Here is a 17165-nt window from a genome sequence, read left to right as displayed (position 1 = left end):
GTGACGACTTTCCAGAGCATGGAAAGAAAAAATAAGGAGATGGGGCGATGAGCGTGAATATCAGAGACTTTCACATAGATATTCCGCAATCTACACTGGATGACCTGCAATCACGCTTGGGGATGACGCGCTGGCCTGATCCTGAACCCGTGGAAGACTGGTCGCAGGGGATACCGCTCCGCTATGTGCAAGAGGTCGCGGAATATTGGCGGGACGAATATGATTGGCGGCGATGCGAAAGCACGTTGAACGCATATGCTCATCATTTAACAGTCATTGACGACGTCGATATTCATTTTATGCATATCCGGTCCCCCGAAACATCAGCGCGGCCGCTGATTATGACTCATGGCTGGCCCGGTTCGATCATAGAATTTATGGATGTGATTGGACCATTGACCGACCCCGTGTCGCATGGCGGAGATGCCAAAGATGCCTACCATTTGGTGATACCCTCATTACCTGGATATGGCTTTTCCGGTAAACCCAAGGAGACTGGCTGGAATATTGAAAAAATCGCCCAAGCCTGGGATGTGTTGATGAACCGCCTCGGCTATGATCGTTATTTTGCGCAAGGTGGCGATTGGGGGGCTCTGGTTACATCTGTCATTGGTGTTCAAAATCTCGGCGCTTGCGCCGGAATCCATATCAATCTGGTCGTGGTTGGATCTCCGCCGGAATATATAATGCAAAACCCGACACCTGAAGAGCAAGCCTCTTTGGCGCGCTTTATGGAATATCAAACGCAAGGCGGTGGCTATGCCGAGATACAGCGTACCAAACCCCAAACTTTGGGGTATGGCTTGGCCGATTCCCCGGTCGGACAAATGGCTTGGATATTGGAAAAATTCCAAGGCTGGTCAGATAGCGACAACACGCCTGATGATAGCTTCGACCGCGATCGCCTTCTCGACAATATCATGCTCTATTGGTTGAACAATGCCGGAGCATCTTCTGCTCGGCTATATCTTGAAAGCTTTGCCAATCCCAATGTAGATCCTGTGCAAATGCCGACAGGCTGCAGCATTTTTCCTAATGAGATTATGGCGCCCTCACGGCGATGGGCCGAGCATCGTTTTAAAAATCTTCAATATTGGGGTGAATCGAGCAAAGGCGGTCATTTTGCCGCTATGGAAGTGCCGGAACTTTTCCTCGGTGAAGTGCGCCGTTGTTTTGGCAATATGGAGCTTTAGCATCGATGCTGGCCTTAGTCGTAAGACGATTGTTAACGGCGATTCCGACTTTGCTGGCAATAATTCTGGCTTCTTTCTTTTTAATGCGCCTGGCTCCGGGTGGGCCATTTGATGGTGAACGTCCATTGCCTCCAGAGACGCAAGCGGCTTTGCAGGCGGCCTATGGCTTAGACAAACCGCTTTGGGAGCAGGCTTGGCTCTATATATCCCGTCTTCTGCAGGGCGATTTTGGTCCATCATTAGTCTATCGAGATTTCACCGTTTCACAGCTTGTGGCGCAGGGTTTACCAATATCTCTAACCCTCGGTGGCTTGGCAATTGTTTTGGCCTTGATCGTCGGTGTTTCAGCCGGCTTGTTTGCCGCGACCCGGGCCGGTCAAACAGCGGATAAAGCAATCATGATGATGGCAACGATCGCAACCGCATTGCCCACTTTCGTTACCGGGCCAGCATTGGCCTTGTTTCTCGGTCTATGGCTTGGACTATTGCCGGTTTCCGGTTCGGGGACCGGGTGGTCGTGGCTGCTGATGCCTGTGGTTGCCTTGGCACTTCCGGTGTCGGGGGCCATTGCGAAACTAACCCGAGCTGGCTTGGCGACGATACTCAAACAAGATCATATTCGCACGGCAAGAGCGCGCGGACTGCCCGAAACTAAAATTCTTTTCAAGCATGGATTGCGTCCTGCACTGGTGCCAGTGGCAAGTTATTTGGGACCGGCTGCCGCTGGATTATTAACCGGGGCTGTTGTGGTCGAAACCGTCTTTGGATTGCCGGGATTGGGGCGATATTTTGTACAAGGGGCGCTGAATCGGGATTATCCATTGGTACTCGGCGTTGTCACTTTATATGCGGCATTGATCATTCTGTTCAATCTCTTCGCTGATCTTATCTATGGTTGGCTCGATCCTCGGATGAGAGATTTATGAAAAGCAGCTCACAGCATAACCATTGGCCATTGTGGTGCGTGTGCGGATTAATCGCATTGGCCTTTATTTTGCCCCTGTTTCTTCCATGGAGTTACGAGGATATTGATTGGGATGCTGTGCGCGCACCGGCCTTTAGCGGATCTCATATATTCGGTACCGATGCAATTGGCCGTGATCGATTGGCGCGATTGGCGGCGGGAACACAAGTGACCTTGATGGTCGCTATCGCTGCGGCCATCGTGTCGCTGGTTGTCGGTGTGGCTTGGGGCGCAACAGCCGGGTGGATCGGCGGCAAAGTTGATGAAGCTATGATGCGCTTTGTCGATGGTCTCTATGCTTTGCCATTCATGTTCATCGTAATTTTGCTGATGGTTATATTCGGCCGGTCAATCTTGCTGGTCTTTATCGGCATTGGTCTGGTCGAGTGGTTGACCATGGCCCGGGTGGTCCGCGGTCAAGTCATGGCGTTGAAGGACCGTCCCTTCATTCTCGCTGCGGAAGCGGCAGGAACATCACCATTCCGGATCATTGTGAGGCATATTTTGCCTAATATTGCGGGTGTGGCATTGGCGTATCTGATGCTCACCGTTCCGCAAGTGGTCATGGTAGAGAGCTTTTTGTCATTCTTGGGACTGGGCGTCCAAGAACCGCTGACTTCGTTGGGCATCTTGGTCAAAGAAGGCGCTGATGATATGGATATGGCCCCGTTGGGATTGTTGCTACCTGGCGGGCTATTGGTGATCATTCTGGTTTGTTTGACCATCGAAGGCGAGCGGCTGCGGGACAAATATTCATGAGTCTCTATCGGATCCGCGACATGTCTATCGATATTGGAAATCAGCGGCTTGTTGATGGGTTAAATCTCGATGTCGCGCCAGGGCAATGCACAGCTATTATTGGTGCATCGGGATCAGGCAAAAGCCTGTCCTGCCTCACGCCTTTCGGATTGACCGCGGGCGTTGCTGCGGGTTCAGCACATCTTGACGGCATAGATTTACTGGACGCAACGGCGGATCAAAAACGCGAAGCGCGCAGCCAATTGACCGGATTTATCTTTCAACAGCCCTTGACCGCACTGACACCGCATCTGTCTATTGGCTCGCAACTACAGGAAGCTTCCCGCCAGGCGGGTGCGGCGAAAGTATCCCGCCGGGAATTGGCGCGCAAACTAGATCGCGTGGGCTTGTCCCGCGCTGATGAAAGGTTGGATCAGTTTCCTCACCGTTTGTCCGGAGGTGAGCGACAGCGCGTGATGATTGCCGCGGCTATTGCGCATAAGCCGAAATTTCTTGTCGCGGATGAGCCGACAAGCGCTTTGGATGCAAGCTTGCGGGCCGACATCATGGCCTTGCTGGATGACCTGCGGGATGAATATGGGTTAGGAATGCTGCTGGTCAGCCACGATCTCGCTTCGGTAGAAAATCATGCCGATCAGTTGATCGTGATGGATGCTGGTAAAGTCGTGGAATGCGGATTGACGGCTGATATTCTTGCGCGGCCGCAGGAAGATTATACCCGACAACTTATCGCGGCTACACCGCGGTTGAGTGATCCTGCACCCCAGTTGCCAGCTGTCGGTGAGGGTCTTTTGGATGTGCGGGACACGACGGTCATATTTCCAAAACCGGGATGGCGTCGCGGCAAAATCAAGGCGGTGCAGGGGGCCGATTTGCGGGTTCGAGAAGGCGAAGCGCTGGCTATTGTCGGTGGGTCAGGATCCGGGAAGTCCACTTTGGGCCGTGCCATTGCGGGCTTGGGTCCGTTGACATCGGGACAAATCTCCTGGCGAAACGAGATATTACCCGGGCGCCGCCATCGCAGCCTAGCGATGCGCGGGCGCATGCAACCAGTTTTTCAAGACCCGGTCGCTAGCCTCGATCCCCAATGGAAAGTACGTGATATTGTTGCGGAACCGATTAAGAGCCTCAAACCTGATATCCGCGCCAATGCACGCGATAAAATGGTAGCACAAGCATTGGTCGATGTTGGCCTAGACTCTGATTATCTGGACCGGATACCAACGAGCTTGTCGGGTGGTCAGGCGCAACGGATTGCAATTGCTCGGGCGATCATATCCAATCCGGAAATGCTGTTGCTTGATGAGGCAACTTCTGCTTTGGATCCTCTTGTTGGTTCAGCAATTTTGGACCTTCTGACCGAGTTACAACGAACCAAAAAACTCAGCATAATTTTCATAACGCATGATATCGCATCGGCCAAGCGTCTGTGCCATAGCTTGGTTGTGATGGATAATGGTGAGATTATCGAAAGCGGCGAAATGACCGCCATTCTCAGAGATCCGCAAGAAAAGGCCACTCAAAAATTATTTGCTGCGTATTGATGGTGCCAAAAAAAAGGCCATTCTCCGAGAAGAATGACCTTTTTTGAACGTATTAAATTGTGAATTCAGACCCAGATGGGTTTAGAAAGATACGCCCAGGGTAAAAACTACGGCACTATCTGTGAAATTGTTAACCGATGGCGCATCCGTATCGGTATAGGCCAAGCTAGCGGTCAGATTTTCGGTAATTGCCCAATCGGCGCCGAGCGTCCAATCAATATAATTATTGTCACCAACAACACCGACGGGATTGCCAAGCGAACCATCATTAATACCGATATTGGCATTTAATGAGATTGGCGTGTTAGGAATGCCGCCGGATACACCGGTATAAATATAGACATTGTCCGCATCTCCCAAGCTGGCCTGCGACCAAGCATAAGCGATACCGGTTGTCAGTTCGACAGGACCCACTGTTGTAGAGACCGAAGCATAAGGCTCAAAATAGTCGCTTGGGCCAGCTGCGCCGCCTTCACCATTGGGATAGGCATAGTAAAGCAGGCCAACATCAAGGCTTAAGCCAGAAGTAACTTCACCAGACCAGCCGCCGTAAAGGTCAAGCTCGGTATGCCCGAATGTGGCGCTGTCTTCGATGGAGGATGCCCAGGTTCCGATGTAAAAACCGCTTTCATGCGCAACATCAATGCCGCCCTGAACAGCGATGTCGCCGTCAGAAAAGGAGAGACCGCGAAAGCGATAGTCAGATGTCAGCGCTGCGTTACCGGAGATGGTAATGCCGCTGCCTTCTACTTCTTGAGCGAGAGCTGGTGCTGCCGTTGAGGCTAGCAAAATAGCTGAAAGACCCATAAGACCGGATTTGGTGCTAGAGCCAAGTGTGAATTTTTTGCCTAGTGTGGCTTTTGTGGACGTGCGCATGAAATTCCCTTTCTGGTTGATGCGTATCGCCCCTCCTGGAATTTGTCCCGGTTGTCTTTTTATTGCGTCAGCAGCGCCAACGACAGACAATCTCAAAACATGCACGAAAAATCTGCAATATATTGCTGCGCCGCACAACAAAAAAAGACAGTAAGGATGACATATTTTGATAGTGTTGTAATCCAGCCACAGGAGGTGTGTCCGGCAGATTTTCGCCCGTTTAGGGCTTATTAACTATGAATGGCTATTGCCGAATAATGTCAAACCTAGCTTCTGTCGAACAACCAAAAGATCATTCAGATCCCTTTGCGGAGAGCTTTGCGCGCTTGCAGGCCGTCGAGTCGGTGGTTGGCTTGGTCGCAGATATGGCGGGGACAAAAGGCTCAACTGGATTTGCACTCAAAGATGTGGCTGCCATCGAAACGGCCTATCGTTCCAGCTTTCCGATGACGAGAAAACGGTTTGATCGTGGATGTGATGATTTGGCGATTATGGCTCAATCGGGTGCCAAAGCTTTATTGCATCTCAATTCTGCAGGACGCAGTCAGATTGATATTGCGGCGCAACGGTTGATGAGAGAAATTCAGATGTCCGGGCAGCAAACATTGAGATTGTTGCAAAAATAACCGCTTCAACTGGTCCCAACTTGAACGGATCCCTTTTCTGGTAAAGACCGAATGTGCACATCGCGCTGAGGAAAGGGGATTTCGATATCATTTTCTTTGAACAAGTCCCAAACCCGTTTGAGCACCGCGGCTTTGAAATTGCCGACGCCCGATTGGGGGTCGTTGATCCAGCAGCGAATTTCAAAGTTCACACTATTATCGCCAAATTCCAGCATCCAAACGACCGGTTTGGGGTGGTTGAGCACACGGGGGACATCCACACACGCTTGCTTCATTAACTCAATGACCTGATCCATGTCGCTATTATATGAAACGCCCACAGGAATACTTATCCGGACATTTTTGTTGGAATAAGACCAGTTCTCCACCTCACGGGTCATCAAATCTTCATTGGGAATGAGGTGCTCTTTGCCCTCCCGAGTTAGGACCGAAACGGCTCTCACACCAATTTTATTGACCCAACCAAAACTGTCTCCAACGGCAATCACATCACCGGGCTTGATCGAGCGGTCCATCAACAAAATTATACCGGCAATGAGATTGCCGATTGTTTTTTGCATTCCGAAACCAATCGCCAGACCAAAGGCACCGGAAAAGACGGCCAAAGCTGTAAGATCGATACCCAATACATCCAGGCCGAGCACAAATGCTGCACCCAAAATAGCGACGGTCGCCAGCTTTTGCCCGAGAACTTTCTGAGCCCCATCCAGTTGACTATTGCTGATGACGTGACTGACCAGCTTCATTAAAACCCGAGCAACCGCCAGTAGGATAACCGCGGTCATAATGGTGGTGACAACCGCCAACAAAGATATCCGATTGGTGCCAACATCTATGCCGACCCGTTCAAGCGCGATTGTGATGCGGTCGATATTCCCGACCAGACCAAGCGCCGCTGATATGAAAACGGTTAAACCCATGGCGGTGCCGAGCATATCGGGCATCCGCACACCGCGGATCAGATCATTGGTGAAAAGACCCATGGTAATGGCGATGGTCAAGGCAAATATAACCTGAGGAATCAGCTGCCATTCCCAAATGGACAGGAAAAACCCACAAAGGATAAATGTGACCGCCCTTCTGGTCATATCGCGGATGCGTCGACCAGCTAACTCGCTTTCATATCCTGCCCGAGTTTCCCAGACATGGCGTAACTTGGGGCCAATATATTTGCTCAAGAACCAACCAGCAACCAAGGCCAGTGTCACTAGTCCAACCGCGATACCACTTTCGATATATTGCAGATTACGCGGTGTATCTGGAGCCAGAGACTCAAGATAGTTGAGAAGATTGTCCATCATAAAGCGTTGTTATAGTGTTCAAAGGCTTTGGCAAGATCCGCGATTAAATCATCAGGATCTTCAAGTCCGATATGCAGGCGAACCAGCGCGCCCTCCATATGCCATTTTGTCGCTGTACGATATTTTTCCGGATCGACAGGCAGTGCCAAGCTTTCAAAGCCGCCCCAGCTATAGCCAATGCCGAAAAGCGTCAGCGCATCAATGAAGGCGGCTCGAGAATTTTCATCACCGTGAAGCAATTGAAAGGAAAACAAGCCGGACGATCCTTTAAAATCTCTTTTCCACAAGGCATGGCCGGGAGATTTGGGCAGGGCTGGATAAAAGACCTGTCCCACTTCTTCGCGCTGTTGCAGCCATTTGGCAATGACTAGGGCTGCTGCTTGATGTTGTTGCAGGCGAACTTCTAAGGTTCGTAGACCGCGCGCGGCAAGATAGGCGTCGTCGGGAGAAACCACCTGACCAAGTTGTTGGGCCGTCCGCCGCAACCGAGTCCAATATCGATCATGGGTCGTTGCGGCGCCCATCATAACGTCGCTATGCCCAACAATATATTTGGTGGCGGCAACAATAGAAATATCAACCCCAGCCTCTAGGGCCGGGAAAAAACGAGAGGTGGCCCATGTGTTGTCCAGCAAACTGACAATATTTTCTGCTTTTGCGGCCTTGCAGATCGCTGGAACATCTTGCACCTCAAAGGTCAGGCTACCGGGACTTTCCAATAATATAGCTTTGGTTTTCTCGGAAAATTGCGTTGCAATATCCGATCCGATTAAGGGGTCATAATATCGCGCCGTTATGCCCATGCGCTTGAGAAATGCATCGGCATAGCTGCGGCTGGGATCGTAGCTGCTATCGGTCAACAGCACTTCATCACCGGGCTTGAGTACCGCCAACAAGGCGCATCCGATGGCGGCAACACCAGAGGGATAGAGCATTGTTCCCACAGCGCCCGGTTCCATCTCGGTCATTGCATCGGCGAGCGACCATTGGGTTGGAGATCCTCGGCGACCGTAGAAGAAACTACCATCCGCGTTGGATTGGGTCCCGGATTTCAACGCCGCAACATTATCGTATAAATGGGTGCTCGCCCGCCAGACTGGCGGATTGACCACTGCGCCTGTCCACGCTTTTCGACGCCCGCTGGCAACAGCCTGGGTCGCCGGTTTGTTGAATTTTGAAGGGCTATCGGTCAAAGGTCATTCCAATAGCGGGTCGAACCATCAGGCTGTTGCTTTAGGTGTATCCGCGTCCGCTCCCCATTCTGACCAACTGCCGTCATATAAGGATATCTTATCGCCACCTGCGACCGTAGCGGCGAAGGAGACCACGGCTGCGGTCATTCCGGATCCACAAGTGGTGACAACGGGTTTGTTCAAATCAATCCCAGCATTGTCAAACAACGCCTTGATTTCATCGGCATTTTTCCAGGTACCATCAGCATTGAAAAAGTCACTATGCGGAATGTTGGTTGATCCTGGAATATGGCCAGAGGCAATGCCCGGCCGAGGGTCTGCCTCAGCACCCGAAAAGCGGCCAGCGGGGCGCGCGTCGACAACTTGCTCTTCCTTGCTGTGAAGATTGGCCAGCATATCTGCTTTGGCGCGTACATCTTTGTCATCTTTCCACACGGTAAAGTGACGGTGACGAAGGGCTTCTTTGCCAGTTTCAAGCGGGCGCCCTTCGGCTTTCCATTTCGCAATGCCACCATCCAAAATGGCGACTTCATGGGCACCAAAAATGGTCAGCATCCACCACGCACGGGCCGCGCTCTTTAAAGGGCTGTCGTCATATAAGACGATACGGCTGCCATCGCCCAAGCCAAGAGATTGCATTCTGCTGGCAAATTTTTCTGGCGGGGGAAGCATATTCTCAACCGGATTTCCGCTATCTGTCAGCTCGCTTAGATCCATAAACACGGCTCCGGGAATATGGCCGGCTTCATATTCGGCGGCTGGATCGCGCCCGGCATCGGGCATGAATTTGGTGGCATCAACTATGCGCAAATCAGATGCGCCCAGTTCGTTTGCAAGCCAGTCCGTGGTTACCAGCAGTTCCATTATATGCTCCTTATACAAGCTGAAGGAGAGAAAAGCTCCAGCTCAATCTGCGATTAACATCGATTCGTGTTTCAAAGATTGAGGCTATAACGCATTGCTGAAGGAATCCACAGCTTATGTGCCTTTTGCAAAAATGATTAAGTTAGAGCGTGTCCAGAAAGGCTTGGGCATCTGCTCGGAGTTGATCCTGAACTTCTCGACCCATTTTGTGCCAGCTTCGATAAGGCATGGCGAGGCGGTGATTGTCTTTGAGTTTATTCTCATTGCGCGCCAAGAAATCCCAATACAGCGCGTTAAATGGGCATGCCTTCTCGCCGGTGCGTTGCTTCACATCATAGCGGCAATTCTTGCAATAATCGGACATTTTGTTGATGTAGTTGCCAGAAGAAGCATAAGGCTTTGACGCAATAATACCGCCATCGCCATACTGACTCATGCCTACAGTATTTGGCAATTCCACCCATTCATAAGCATCGGCGTACACCTCAAGGTACCATAGATGAACAGCGTGGGGATCAATCCCGGCAATTAGCGCGAAATTCCCAGTTATCATCAGCCGTTGGATATGGTGGGCATAAGCGAGGTCCAGTGTTTGACCAATGGCCTGTGAAAGGCAATGCAAGTCCGTTTCCGCATTATAGTAAAAATCAGGTAATGGACGTTTGGCGTCCAAGAAATTTTGTTGGGCATAGTTGGGGCCTTCGCGCCAATAGATACCTCGCACATATTCTCGCCAACCGATTATCTGTCGGATAAAACCTTCAGCGGCATTTAGCGGTATTTTACCATTGTCATACAGGGCGGCAACTTCCGCGCAAAGTTCATGAGGATCAAGCAAACCGCTGTTTAAATAGGGCGACAAAACCGAATGCCAAAGAAATGGTTCATCGGTGAGCATGGCGTCTTGATAATCGCCAAATTCCGCCAGGGCATGATCGAGAAAAACCGCTCTTTGTTGCAGCGCTTGATCTCTGGTCACGGCAAAGTGAAAATTATTCAAAGATCCGGGATGGTCTTGGAATTTGTGTGCGACCAATTGCAGCACCTCTTGGGTGATTTTGTCGGCCGCAAAACGCAATGGCCGCGGAACCATTAAATCCCGCTTGGCGGGTTTCCTGTTTTCGCTATCATAATTCCATTTTCCGCCTGCCGGCTTGCTTTGTTTATCCATCAGAAAGCCAGTTTTTTTACGCATCTCTCGATAGAAAAATTCCATCCGCAACTGCTTCTTGTCAGCGGCCCAGCGTTCAAATTCCCGATGGCTTGCCAAAAACCGATTATCGGGGCAAATCGTCACCGGTCGCTCAAATTGTTCTTGCCAGTTCTCGATCATCGCCATGACACGCCACTCACCGGCCTCGGTAACGCGGATGGAAGCAATATCGTGTCGCTCACAGGCACGCGCAATTTCGCCATTGAAACTACCGCGATTCTCCGGATCATCTAGCGCTACATAATCGACGTTCCAACCCTTATTTTCCAGCGCTTTGGCGTGGTGCCGCATGGCCGAAAAAATATATGCTATTTTTGCCTTGTGATGTTTTACATATTCGGTTTCTGCAGCCACTTCCATCATCAGCAAAACCGCGCTGCTCGGATCTTGGCCCTCTAAGGAAGACAGATCCAAAGAAAGTTGATCGCCCAGAATCGGAATAAGCAGTTTCTTTCCCATGGGATGCTTCTGCTGATTTTTCTAACCGTTGTCAGGATGTGCTTTGGTACATTTTCAAAATGGGTTATTCACACGGTCAAACGGCGATAGCCCACGGAATCAAATATTCGCGGCCCCAAATCCAAACGGAAAGGGGCCATTTTCGGCCGGCGCGGTTCATATTCCTGACCGATGATGAAAGCTGACGTCTGTTCATGCCGTTCTTCATTACTCATGCAGTAAGCGGTGCGAAAGCGGGTCAAGGGTATCAATAAAGCCTGAGATTTAAACGAAATTGGCCGAATGGCGTTGAGCGGTAAACGCATATCACCGGTAAATGCGAGCGTCTCTCCGCTTTCCAAACTTGCGATTTCGTGCAGCAATGTCTCGAGGCTCTCATCTGCGTTTTTGGCAGCGGGGCTATTGGCCTGCATCATCGCCCCAAACAGACGAATATTGGTTAAGGCAGCCCCGGATTCATTGGTCAGCTTGATTTCATAACCCAGAACCGCGTTGAGCAATGTCGACGATGCGCTTTGAGCGAGAAAGGCCATTTTTAGCGGTGTGCGACTCTCTTTCTCTGCCGATTGAACATCGGCCTTTGGTACGACAACAGAAGAAGCTGGTGAGGGATTGAGAGCCGGTTTGGCTGGAATTTTAGACGTGACATATCCCGGCTTGTCCTGAGCGGATTTTTTATCCGTGACCTGAACGGGCGGCGAATAGATTTTGGGCCGTGTTTTCTTTCGATCAGAGGTCGATGCGGGTGGGCCTGATGGGGCCGGATTGTCCTCTTCAAAAATGAGAGGTTTTGTGATTGTTTTGCGGCGCCATAAATAGATTGCCAACATACTCACCAGGAAGATAGCAAAAACGGCTACGATAAGAATAGTATTTGTATCGGTTCTTGCCTCTTGGGTCGATGAAGTAACAATCGCCTCGTCATTAGCCATGTCAGCACGGGTATCGGTATTGGAAGCCGGAAAATTGGTCGAAAAGCCGGGCGTTGGTTGCTCCGGTGCTGCGTCGGCACCCTTTTGATTGTCGGAGCTGCTGCTGTCTGTTTGCGTGATGCTTGGTGGCGCGGTGGCGGCAGTAGAGACGGCCCTTGGTTCTCTTGAATTGGATGGCGGAACCGATGCGATGTCTGGCTGCCGCGTTGTTTGAACCGGAGTATCAGGAACCGGCAAGGGGCGCAGTTCGGATGGTTTGGCGACGGACGGAACCGCTTGTGGAGGGATGGCGTTTTCGTCGACCGGGCCTTCAGCGGTATTTTCTGCAGCCTCTTGCGATTCTCCTGGCGGCAAGGAATATTCGCTGACAGATGGCAATGCCGGTGGAGGATTTGGAGGCAGTTGCCGCGGTATATCTTGCGCCAGAGCGGCAGGGACCATTGCCGAAGCATAGGCCATGAACCCCGCGCTTATTGTCGCCAGCGCGCATTGGCGCTTCCATTTTCTCAACCAGTATCTTGTCATCGCCCTTTGCAACCCTGCTCGGTTGTTTGTCGCTTGGTTCGCTGAACCATGAATGAATATCAACGCAGGGATGACATGAGCTGCCCCGTGCATTAGATGACCTGCATGACAGAAAATCCCACAGCAAAAACTGCGCCGCTCTTTCTGGGACAGGACAGCGCCATGCCGGCATCACCGGAAGAAGCCATTTTGGATTATGTACCCAATCCGCGAACGGGAGAGCTTTATCTGACGCGCTTCGCCATTCCAGAATTTACGTCGCTTTGTCCTGTTACCGGCCAGCCTGATTTTGCGCATTTGGTGATTGATTATGCACCCGATAAAACCATCGTTGAATCAAAATCACTAAAGCTGTTTCTCGGCTCTTTTCGCAATCATGCGGCCTTTCATGAAGATTGCACGGTGGGCATAGGACAACGGCTTGCGACTGAAATGAAGCCGCAATGGCTGCGCATTGGTGGTTATTGGTACCCACGCGGCGGCATTCCGATCGATGTATTTTGGCAAACTGGTGAACCACCCAAAGGCCTGTGGTTGCCTGATCAAGATGTTCCATCTTACCGCGGGAGAGGCTGATATGACGCATAAATTATACGCAGCGCCGCTGTCGCTCTATTCAGGCAAAGCGCGCGCCTATCTGGATTGGAAAGGCATTGATTATGAAGAAGTCTTATCTTCCGGCGAGGTCTATAAGAATATAATTGTTCCGAAAGTCGGACGTCCGGTTATTCCGGTGCTCGATACAATCGATGGGCAGACGATTCAGGACACGACGTTGATCATTGATCATTTTGAAGAAACAATGGCTGGTCCATCAGTTTATCCTGATGGTCCAAAACAGAGATTGGTCGCTTTGTTGCTGGAAATATTCGGTGATGAATGGCTCGTTATTCCGGCGATGCACTATCGTTGGAACTATAATGAGCAATGGGTTTATGGCGAATTTGGCGCCACGGCAGCGCCCGATGCGAGTAAAGAAGAACAGTTAGCTATTGGCCGCGAGCGCGGTGCAAATTTTAAAGGCTTTTGCCCGATCTTGGGAATTAATGCGGATACGATACCAGCGATTGAGGCCAGTTATGAAACCCTATTAGCTGACTTGGATCAGCATTTTTCGGCGCATGACTATCTTCTCGGTTCTCGGCCGTCCATCGGAGACTATGGTTTAATCGGACCGCTTTATGCGCATCTGTATCGAGATCCCGCATCCGGTGAAATCATGAAGCGCCTTGCGCCCCAGGTTGCGGCATGGGTTGAGCGTATGGTCAATGTCACCGCACCATTATCCGGCGAATTTCTTGCCGATGATGAGGTTCCGGAAACTTTGATTCCGGTTTTGGAGCGCATGATGAAAGAACAAATGCCCTTTTTGCAGAAAACTGCAGATATGCTCAGCGCTTGGGCGGCTGCGAATGAAGGCGCAGATATACCGCGCGCATTGGGCATGACAGACTTCAACATGGAAGGCGTGAGCGGGCAACGCATCGCGCCGCCATTCAGTTTGTGGATGCTGCAACGGGCTTTGGATCATTATCAAAAATTGTCTGAAGTTGACAAAGTTTCCGTGGATCAATTCTTGGCTTCGGTTGACGGCGCGGTGGATTTCCAACATTTTCGCCAAGAGCGGAGATTGGCGTTTAAGCAGTTCAAACTGTTACTGGAATAGCGGCAGCCGGCAGGGTCTGTTCCTCAAACATGATCCAATAATTTTACGCGCCAGCATTGAGCAGATCGTGCGATCATCTCGTTCTGCTCAAGTCAGGCGTGATCGGGAAACCAAAGCGCCGTGCATCGTTCGACATAGCCTGCAAAATTGCCCTTTGACTGCGCTGCATCCAATAAAGGGCTGGGCAACGCCGTAATCAGGCTATTGACGATGATCGGATAAGCAATGGCGTCAAGACTGCTGGGCTTATCGCCAAACATAAATTCATGATCGCCGAGATGGTTGGAGAGCGCAGCCAGATCAGCGGCCCCAAAGGCGTAGATGTCAGGGGGATCATGGCGTCCTAGGCCCTGGGCCTGAAGCCCCGCTTTGACTTGCTTTTGGGCCAGCATGGGGATGAGGGTGCGGATGACCGGTGGCAAGGTTCCAAACCAGAAATCCTTTATAGTCGGCCAGTTGCGGCTATCAATCCAGCGACTATAAACGGTTACCCAATAGAGCCGCTCTTCAATCATTCGCGCCATGGCGTGCCCCGTTGCCCGTTGCTGAGGCGTCAGACCCCCATCAAAATCAATGTCATGCTTCTCTTCGAGATAGCGTCGGATCAGGGCGGTATCGGTAATGGTTGTTTCCCCGTCGACAAGATATGGCAATTTGCCGCGCGGAGCTTTGCGAGGGTCTTCGATAATTTCCGTCTGATAATCCAATCCCGCCATATTGAGTAATATTTCGCCCTTCATGCAAAAAGGACTAGGGTTTGGCACACCAAATCCCGATTGAAATTGGAAATATCGGATTGTCATTTTTCTCTCCCTGCTGGCCTGATTTGAGATTGTATATCGCATTTTTGCGAATCCATCTGATTGCTTATCGCAACGGCCTGTCGCTTTTTTACTTTTCCTCTATCAATCTGCTTTCACTAACATTATTGTTAGCAACATGAGCAGCATCCCCCATCACCATGTCATTGCTATTGCCCCAGATGATATTGATTTCATGGGCCATGTAAATAATGCCAATTATTTGAAATGGGTGCAGGATGCCGTGGTCGCTCATTGGGAAAAAATTGCGCCATCCGAGGCTGTGGCCACGCATTTGTGGGTCGCTCTCAAACATGAGATAACGTACCGGAAGCCGGCCTTTTTGGACGATGATGTGATTGCTGAAGTGCTGCTCGAAAAAGTACATGGCGCCCGCGCCTTTTACAGCACGATCATTCGCCGGGGCGAGGATGTCTTGGCGGAAGTCCAATCCAGCTGGTGCTGCGTCGATGCCGATACGTTACGGCCCATGCGAATCGCCAAAGATATTGCCGCCAATTTCTTTGGCCCCAAAGACTAGTCTGCCGCTGTTTGTAAGCTGAGCCGCAGGCTTTTGTCTTTATCGCATTAACCCGCCAATAAGGTTGCGAACAAATCGCCCGGCCACTGGCCCGGCAAGATCTGTCGCAATGGACCCGACTACAGAAGTGACGCCAGAACGGACGGGATTGGCTCGGGATTTCTTGCCCAACATGGTGGATGCGGCAATGCTTGCGGCTGACCCCATCGCCACTTTTGATCCACGGCTCAGGGCTTTTTCCCACATGCTTTTGGTCTTGCGCGGTTTTTTGCGGACTTCCTCTTCGCCTTTTTCTTGGACCTCTTTTGCGGTTTCCGTGGCATCTATGACTTTTTGCGCCAACACTTCTTCTGCGCTCGCGCGATCAATTTCTTCGTCATATTTGCCGTCATAAGGCGATATGGACTGGATAATCGCGCGTTCTTTTGCGGTTACTGGACCAAGGCGTGAACGGGGTGGTTTGATCAATGTGCGCTGGACAATCGATGGCGCGCCGTCCTCCAATAATGTCGAGACCAAAGCTTCACCCACACGCAATTCGGTAATCGCTTCTTCGACATCAAGTTCGGGGTTGATCCGGAATGTATCCGCAGCCGCCTTAATGGCTTTCTTGTCGCGCGGCGTGAAGGCACGCAAAGCATGCTGAACCCGGTTGCCTAGCTGGCCGGCCACATCTTCGGGAATATCGACGGGATTTTGGGTGACAAAATAGACACCGACACCTTTGGACCGGATTAATCGCACCACTTGCTCAATCTTGTCTTCCAGCGCTTTGGGTGCATCTTCGAAAAGCAAATGGGCTTCGTCAAAAAAGAAGACCAGTTTCGGTTTTTCCGGGTCGCCAACTTCGGGCAATGTTTCGAATAATTCTGCCAGCAGCCACAACAAAAATGTCGCGTAAAGTTTGGGACTGCGCATCAATTGATCTGCCGCGAGCACATTTATATAACCGCGGCCTTGATCATCACATTTCAGAAAATCATCAATCTCCAATGCAGGTTCGCCGAAAAACTGACCGGCACCCTGGCTATCCAGTTGCAGTAATTGGCGCTGGATAGCACCGACGCTGGCCTTGCTGACATTGCCATATTTTGCCGACAATTCTTTTGCATTTTCGGCCGTATAAGCGAGCATGGATTGGAGATCTTCGAGATTGAGTAGCAACAAGCCTTCTTCATCAGCAAAGCGGAAGACAATATTGAGCACGCCTTCCTGCGTGTTGTTGAGATCCATCAAACGCGCCAGCAAAAGCGGACCCATTTCGGTGATGGTGGTGCGGATGGGGTGGCCTTGCTTGCCATATAAGTCCCAGAAAATTGCTGGATTATCGGAATAGGCATAGTCTTCCATACCCAATTCTTTGGCCCGTTCTTCGAGTTTATCAGCATGTTTGAATGTCGATGAACCGGCCATGGAAATGCCCGCCAAATCACCTTTGACATCGGCGACAAAAACCGGAACGCCATTGGCGGAGAAGCTTTCGGCGAGCCCTTGTAAGGTGACGGTTTTACCGGTGCCCGTAGCCCCGGCAATTAATCCGTGGCGATTGGCACGCTTGAGGTTGAGGCTTTGGCGTTCCTCGCCGCCTAATCCCAGAAAAATCTCTTTTGCATCACCCATATCCGAATCCCCTTATATGCCTGCCAAGAAGACTATCTCTGACCAAACAAAAAGGCCAGTGCGATACACTGGCCTTTTGCTAATGTTAC

The 17165-nt window shown here is 51.0% G+C and carries 16 protein-coding genes; 8 read left to right on the top strand and 8 right to left on the bottom strand.

Features of this window, described 5'->3' with window-relative positions; translation table 11 throughout:
- Positions 1-47 precede the first annotated feature (47 nt).
- The 4 genes from ABJU74_RS10845 to ABJU74_RS10830 are packed head-to-tail and all read left to right on the top strand — an operon-like array spanning position 48 to position 4460.
- Complete coding sequence (locus ABJU74_RS10845; protein ID WP_348384229.1) at positions 48-1193, top strand: epoxide hydrolase family protein; 1146 nt, start codon at positions 48-50, stop codon at positions 1191-1193.
- 5 nt (positions 1194-1198) lie between these two features.
- Positions 1199-2119 (top strand): ABC transporter permease subunit, encoded by a 921-nt coding sequence (locus ABJU74_RS10840; protein WP_348384228.1) that lies wholly within the window; start codon positions 1199-1201, stop codon positions 2117-2119.
- On the top strand, positions 2116-2916 hold the full coding sequence (locus tag ABJU74_RS10835; RefSeq protein WP_348384227.1) for an ABC transporter permease subunit: 801 nt from the start codon (positions 2116-2118) through the stop codon (positions 2914-2916). The genes ABJU74_RS10840 and ABJU74_RS10835 overlap by 4 nt, the downstream gene beginning before the upstream one ends.
- 20 nt (positions 2917-2936) lie before the next feature.
- Positions 2937-4460, top strand: coding sequence for an ABC transporter ATP-binding protein (locus ABJU74_RS10830; RefSeq protein WP_348422569.1), 1524 nt, complete (start codon positions 2937-2939; stop codon positions 4458-4460).
- Positions 4461-4541: 81 nt separating this feature from the next.
- Here ABJU74_RS10830 and ABJU74_RS10825 read toward each other — a convergent pair whose 3' ends face one another.
- Positions 4542-5336 (bottom strand): TorF family putative porin, encoded by a 795-nt coding sequence (locus ABJU74_RS10825; RefSeq protein WP_348384225.1) that lies wholly within the window; start codon positions 5334-5336, stop codon positions 4542-4544.
- Between the two features lie 257 nt (positions 5337-5593).
- On the opposite strand from ABJU74_RS10825, the gene ABJU74_RS10820 reads away from it, so the two are divergent.
- On the top strand, positions 5594-5962 hold the full coding sequence (locus ABJU74_RS10820; RefSeq protein ID WP_348384224.1) for a hypothetical protein: 369 nt from the start codon (positions 5594-5596) through the stop codon (positions 5960-5962).
- Between the two features lie 5 nt (positions 5963-5967).
- Here the strand turns inward: ABJU74_RS10820 and ABJU74_RS10815 are convergent, their stop codons facing one another.
- From ABJU74_RS10815 to ABJU74_RS10795, 5 genes are all read right to left on the bottom strand, one after another.
- A complete protein-coding gene (locus ABJU74_RS10815) occupies positions 5968-7263 on the bottom strand; it encodes a mechanosensitive ion channel domain-containing protein (RefSeq protein ID WP_348384223.1) in 1296 nt (431 codons plus the stop codon).
- Entirely contained in the window at positions 7260-8456 is a 1197-nt protein-coding gene (metC, locus tag ABJU74_RS10810) for a cystathionine beta-lyase (protein ID WP_348384222.1), read from the bottom strand. Before metC ends, ABJU74_RS10815 begins: the two co-directional genes overlap by 4 nt.
- A 27-nt stretch (positions 8457-8483) precedes the next feature.
- Entirely contained in the window at positions 8484-9320 is an 837-nt protein-coding gene (gene sseA, locus ABJU74_RS10805) for a 3-mercaptopyruvate sulfurtransferase (RefSeq protein WP_348384221.1), read from the bottom strand.
- A 142-nt stretch (positions 9321-9462) separates the two neighbouring features.
- Positions 9463-10992, bottom strand: a complete 1530-nt coding sequence (locus ABJU74_RS10800; RefSeq protein WP_348384220.1) for a cryptochrome/photolyase family protein — start codon at positions 10990-10992, stop codon at positions 9463-9465.
- A gap of 68 nt (positions 10993-11060) precedes the next feature.
- On the bottom strand, positions 11061-12449 hold the full coding sequence (locus ABJU74_RS10795; RefSeq protein ID WP_348384219.1) for a hypothetical protein: 1389 nt from the start codon (positions 12447-12449) through the stop codon (positions 11061-11063).
- Positions 12450-12554: 105 nt separating this feature from the next.
- Here ABJU74_RS10795 and queF point away from each other — a divergent pair, with 105 nt between their 5' ends.
- Both queF and ABJU74_RS10785 read left to right on the top strand, forming a co-directional pair.
- Positions 12555-13025 carry a preQ(1) synthase gene (queF, locus tag ABJU74_RS10790; protein WP_348384218.1) on the top strand — a complete coding sequence of 157 codons (471 nt, stop codon included), beginning with the start codon at positions 12555-12557 and terminating at the stop codon, positions 13023-13025.
- 1 nt (position 13026) lies between these two features.
- Positions 13027-14115, top strand: coding sequence for a glutathione S-transferase (locus ABJU74_RS10785; RefSeq protein WP_348384217.1), 1089 nt, complete (start codon positions 13027-13029; stop codon positions 14113-14115).
- A gap of 92 nt (positions 14116-14207) precedes the next feature.
- Here the strand turns inward: ABJU74_RS10785 and ABJU74_RS10780 are convergent, their stop codons facing one another.
- A complete protein-coding gene (locus ABJU74_RS10780; RefSeq protein ID WP_348384216.1) occupies positions 14208-14918 on the bottom strand; it encodes a glutathione S-transferase family protein in 711 nt (236 codons plus the stop codon).
- Between the two features lie 136 nt (positions 14919-15054).
- Between ABJU74_RS10780 and ABJU74_RS10775 the strand changes: the two genes are divergently transcribed.
- On the top strand, positions 15055-15456 hold the full coding sequence (locus ABJU74_RS10775; protein WP_348384215.1) for a thioesterase family protein: 402 nt from the start codon (positions 15055-15057) through the stop codon (positions 15454-15456).
- Positions 15457-15495: 39 nt separating this feature from the next.
- Here ABJU74_RS10775 and ABJU74_RS10770 read toward each other — a convergent pair whose 3' ends face one another.
- Complete coding sequence (locus tag ABJU74_RS10770; RefSeq protein WP_348384214.1) at positions 15496-17076, bottom strand: helicase HerA-like domain-containing protein; 1581 nt, start codon at positions 17074-17076, stop codon at positions 15496-15498.
- Positions 17077-17165: the final 89 nt, after the last annotated feature.

The organism is Parasphingorhabdus sp., from assembly GCF_039982415.1.
GTDB lineage: Bacteria > Pseudomonadota > Alphaproteobacteria > Sphingomonadales > Sphingomonadaceae > Parasphingorhabdus.
This window is presented reverse-complemented; position numbering and strand designations above follow the sequence as displayed.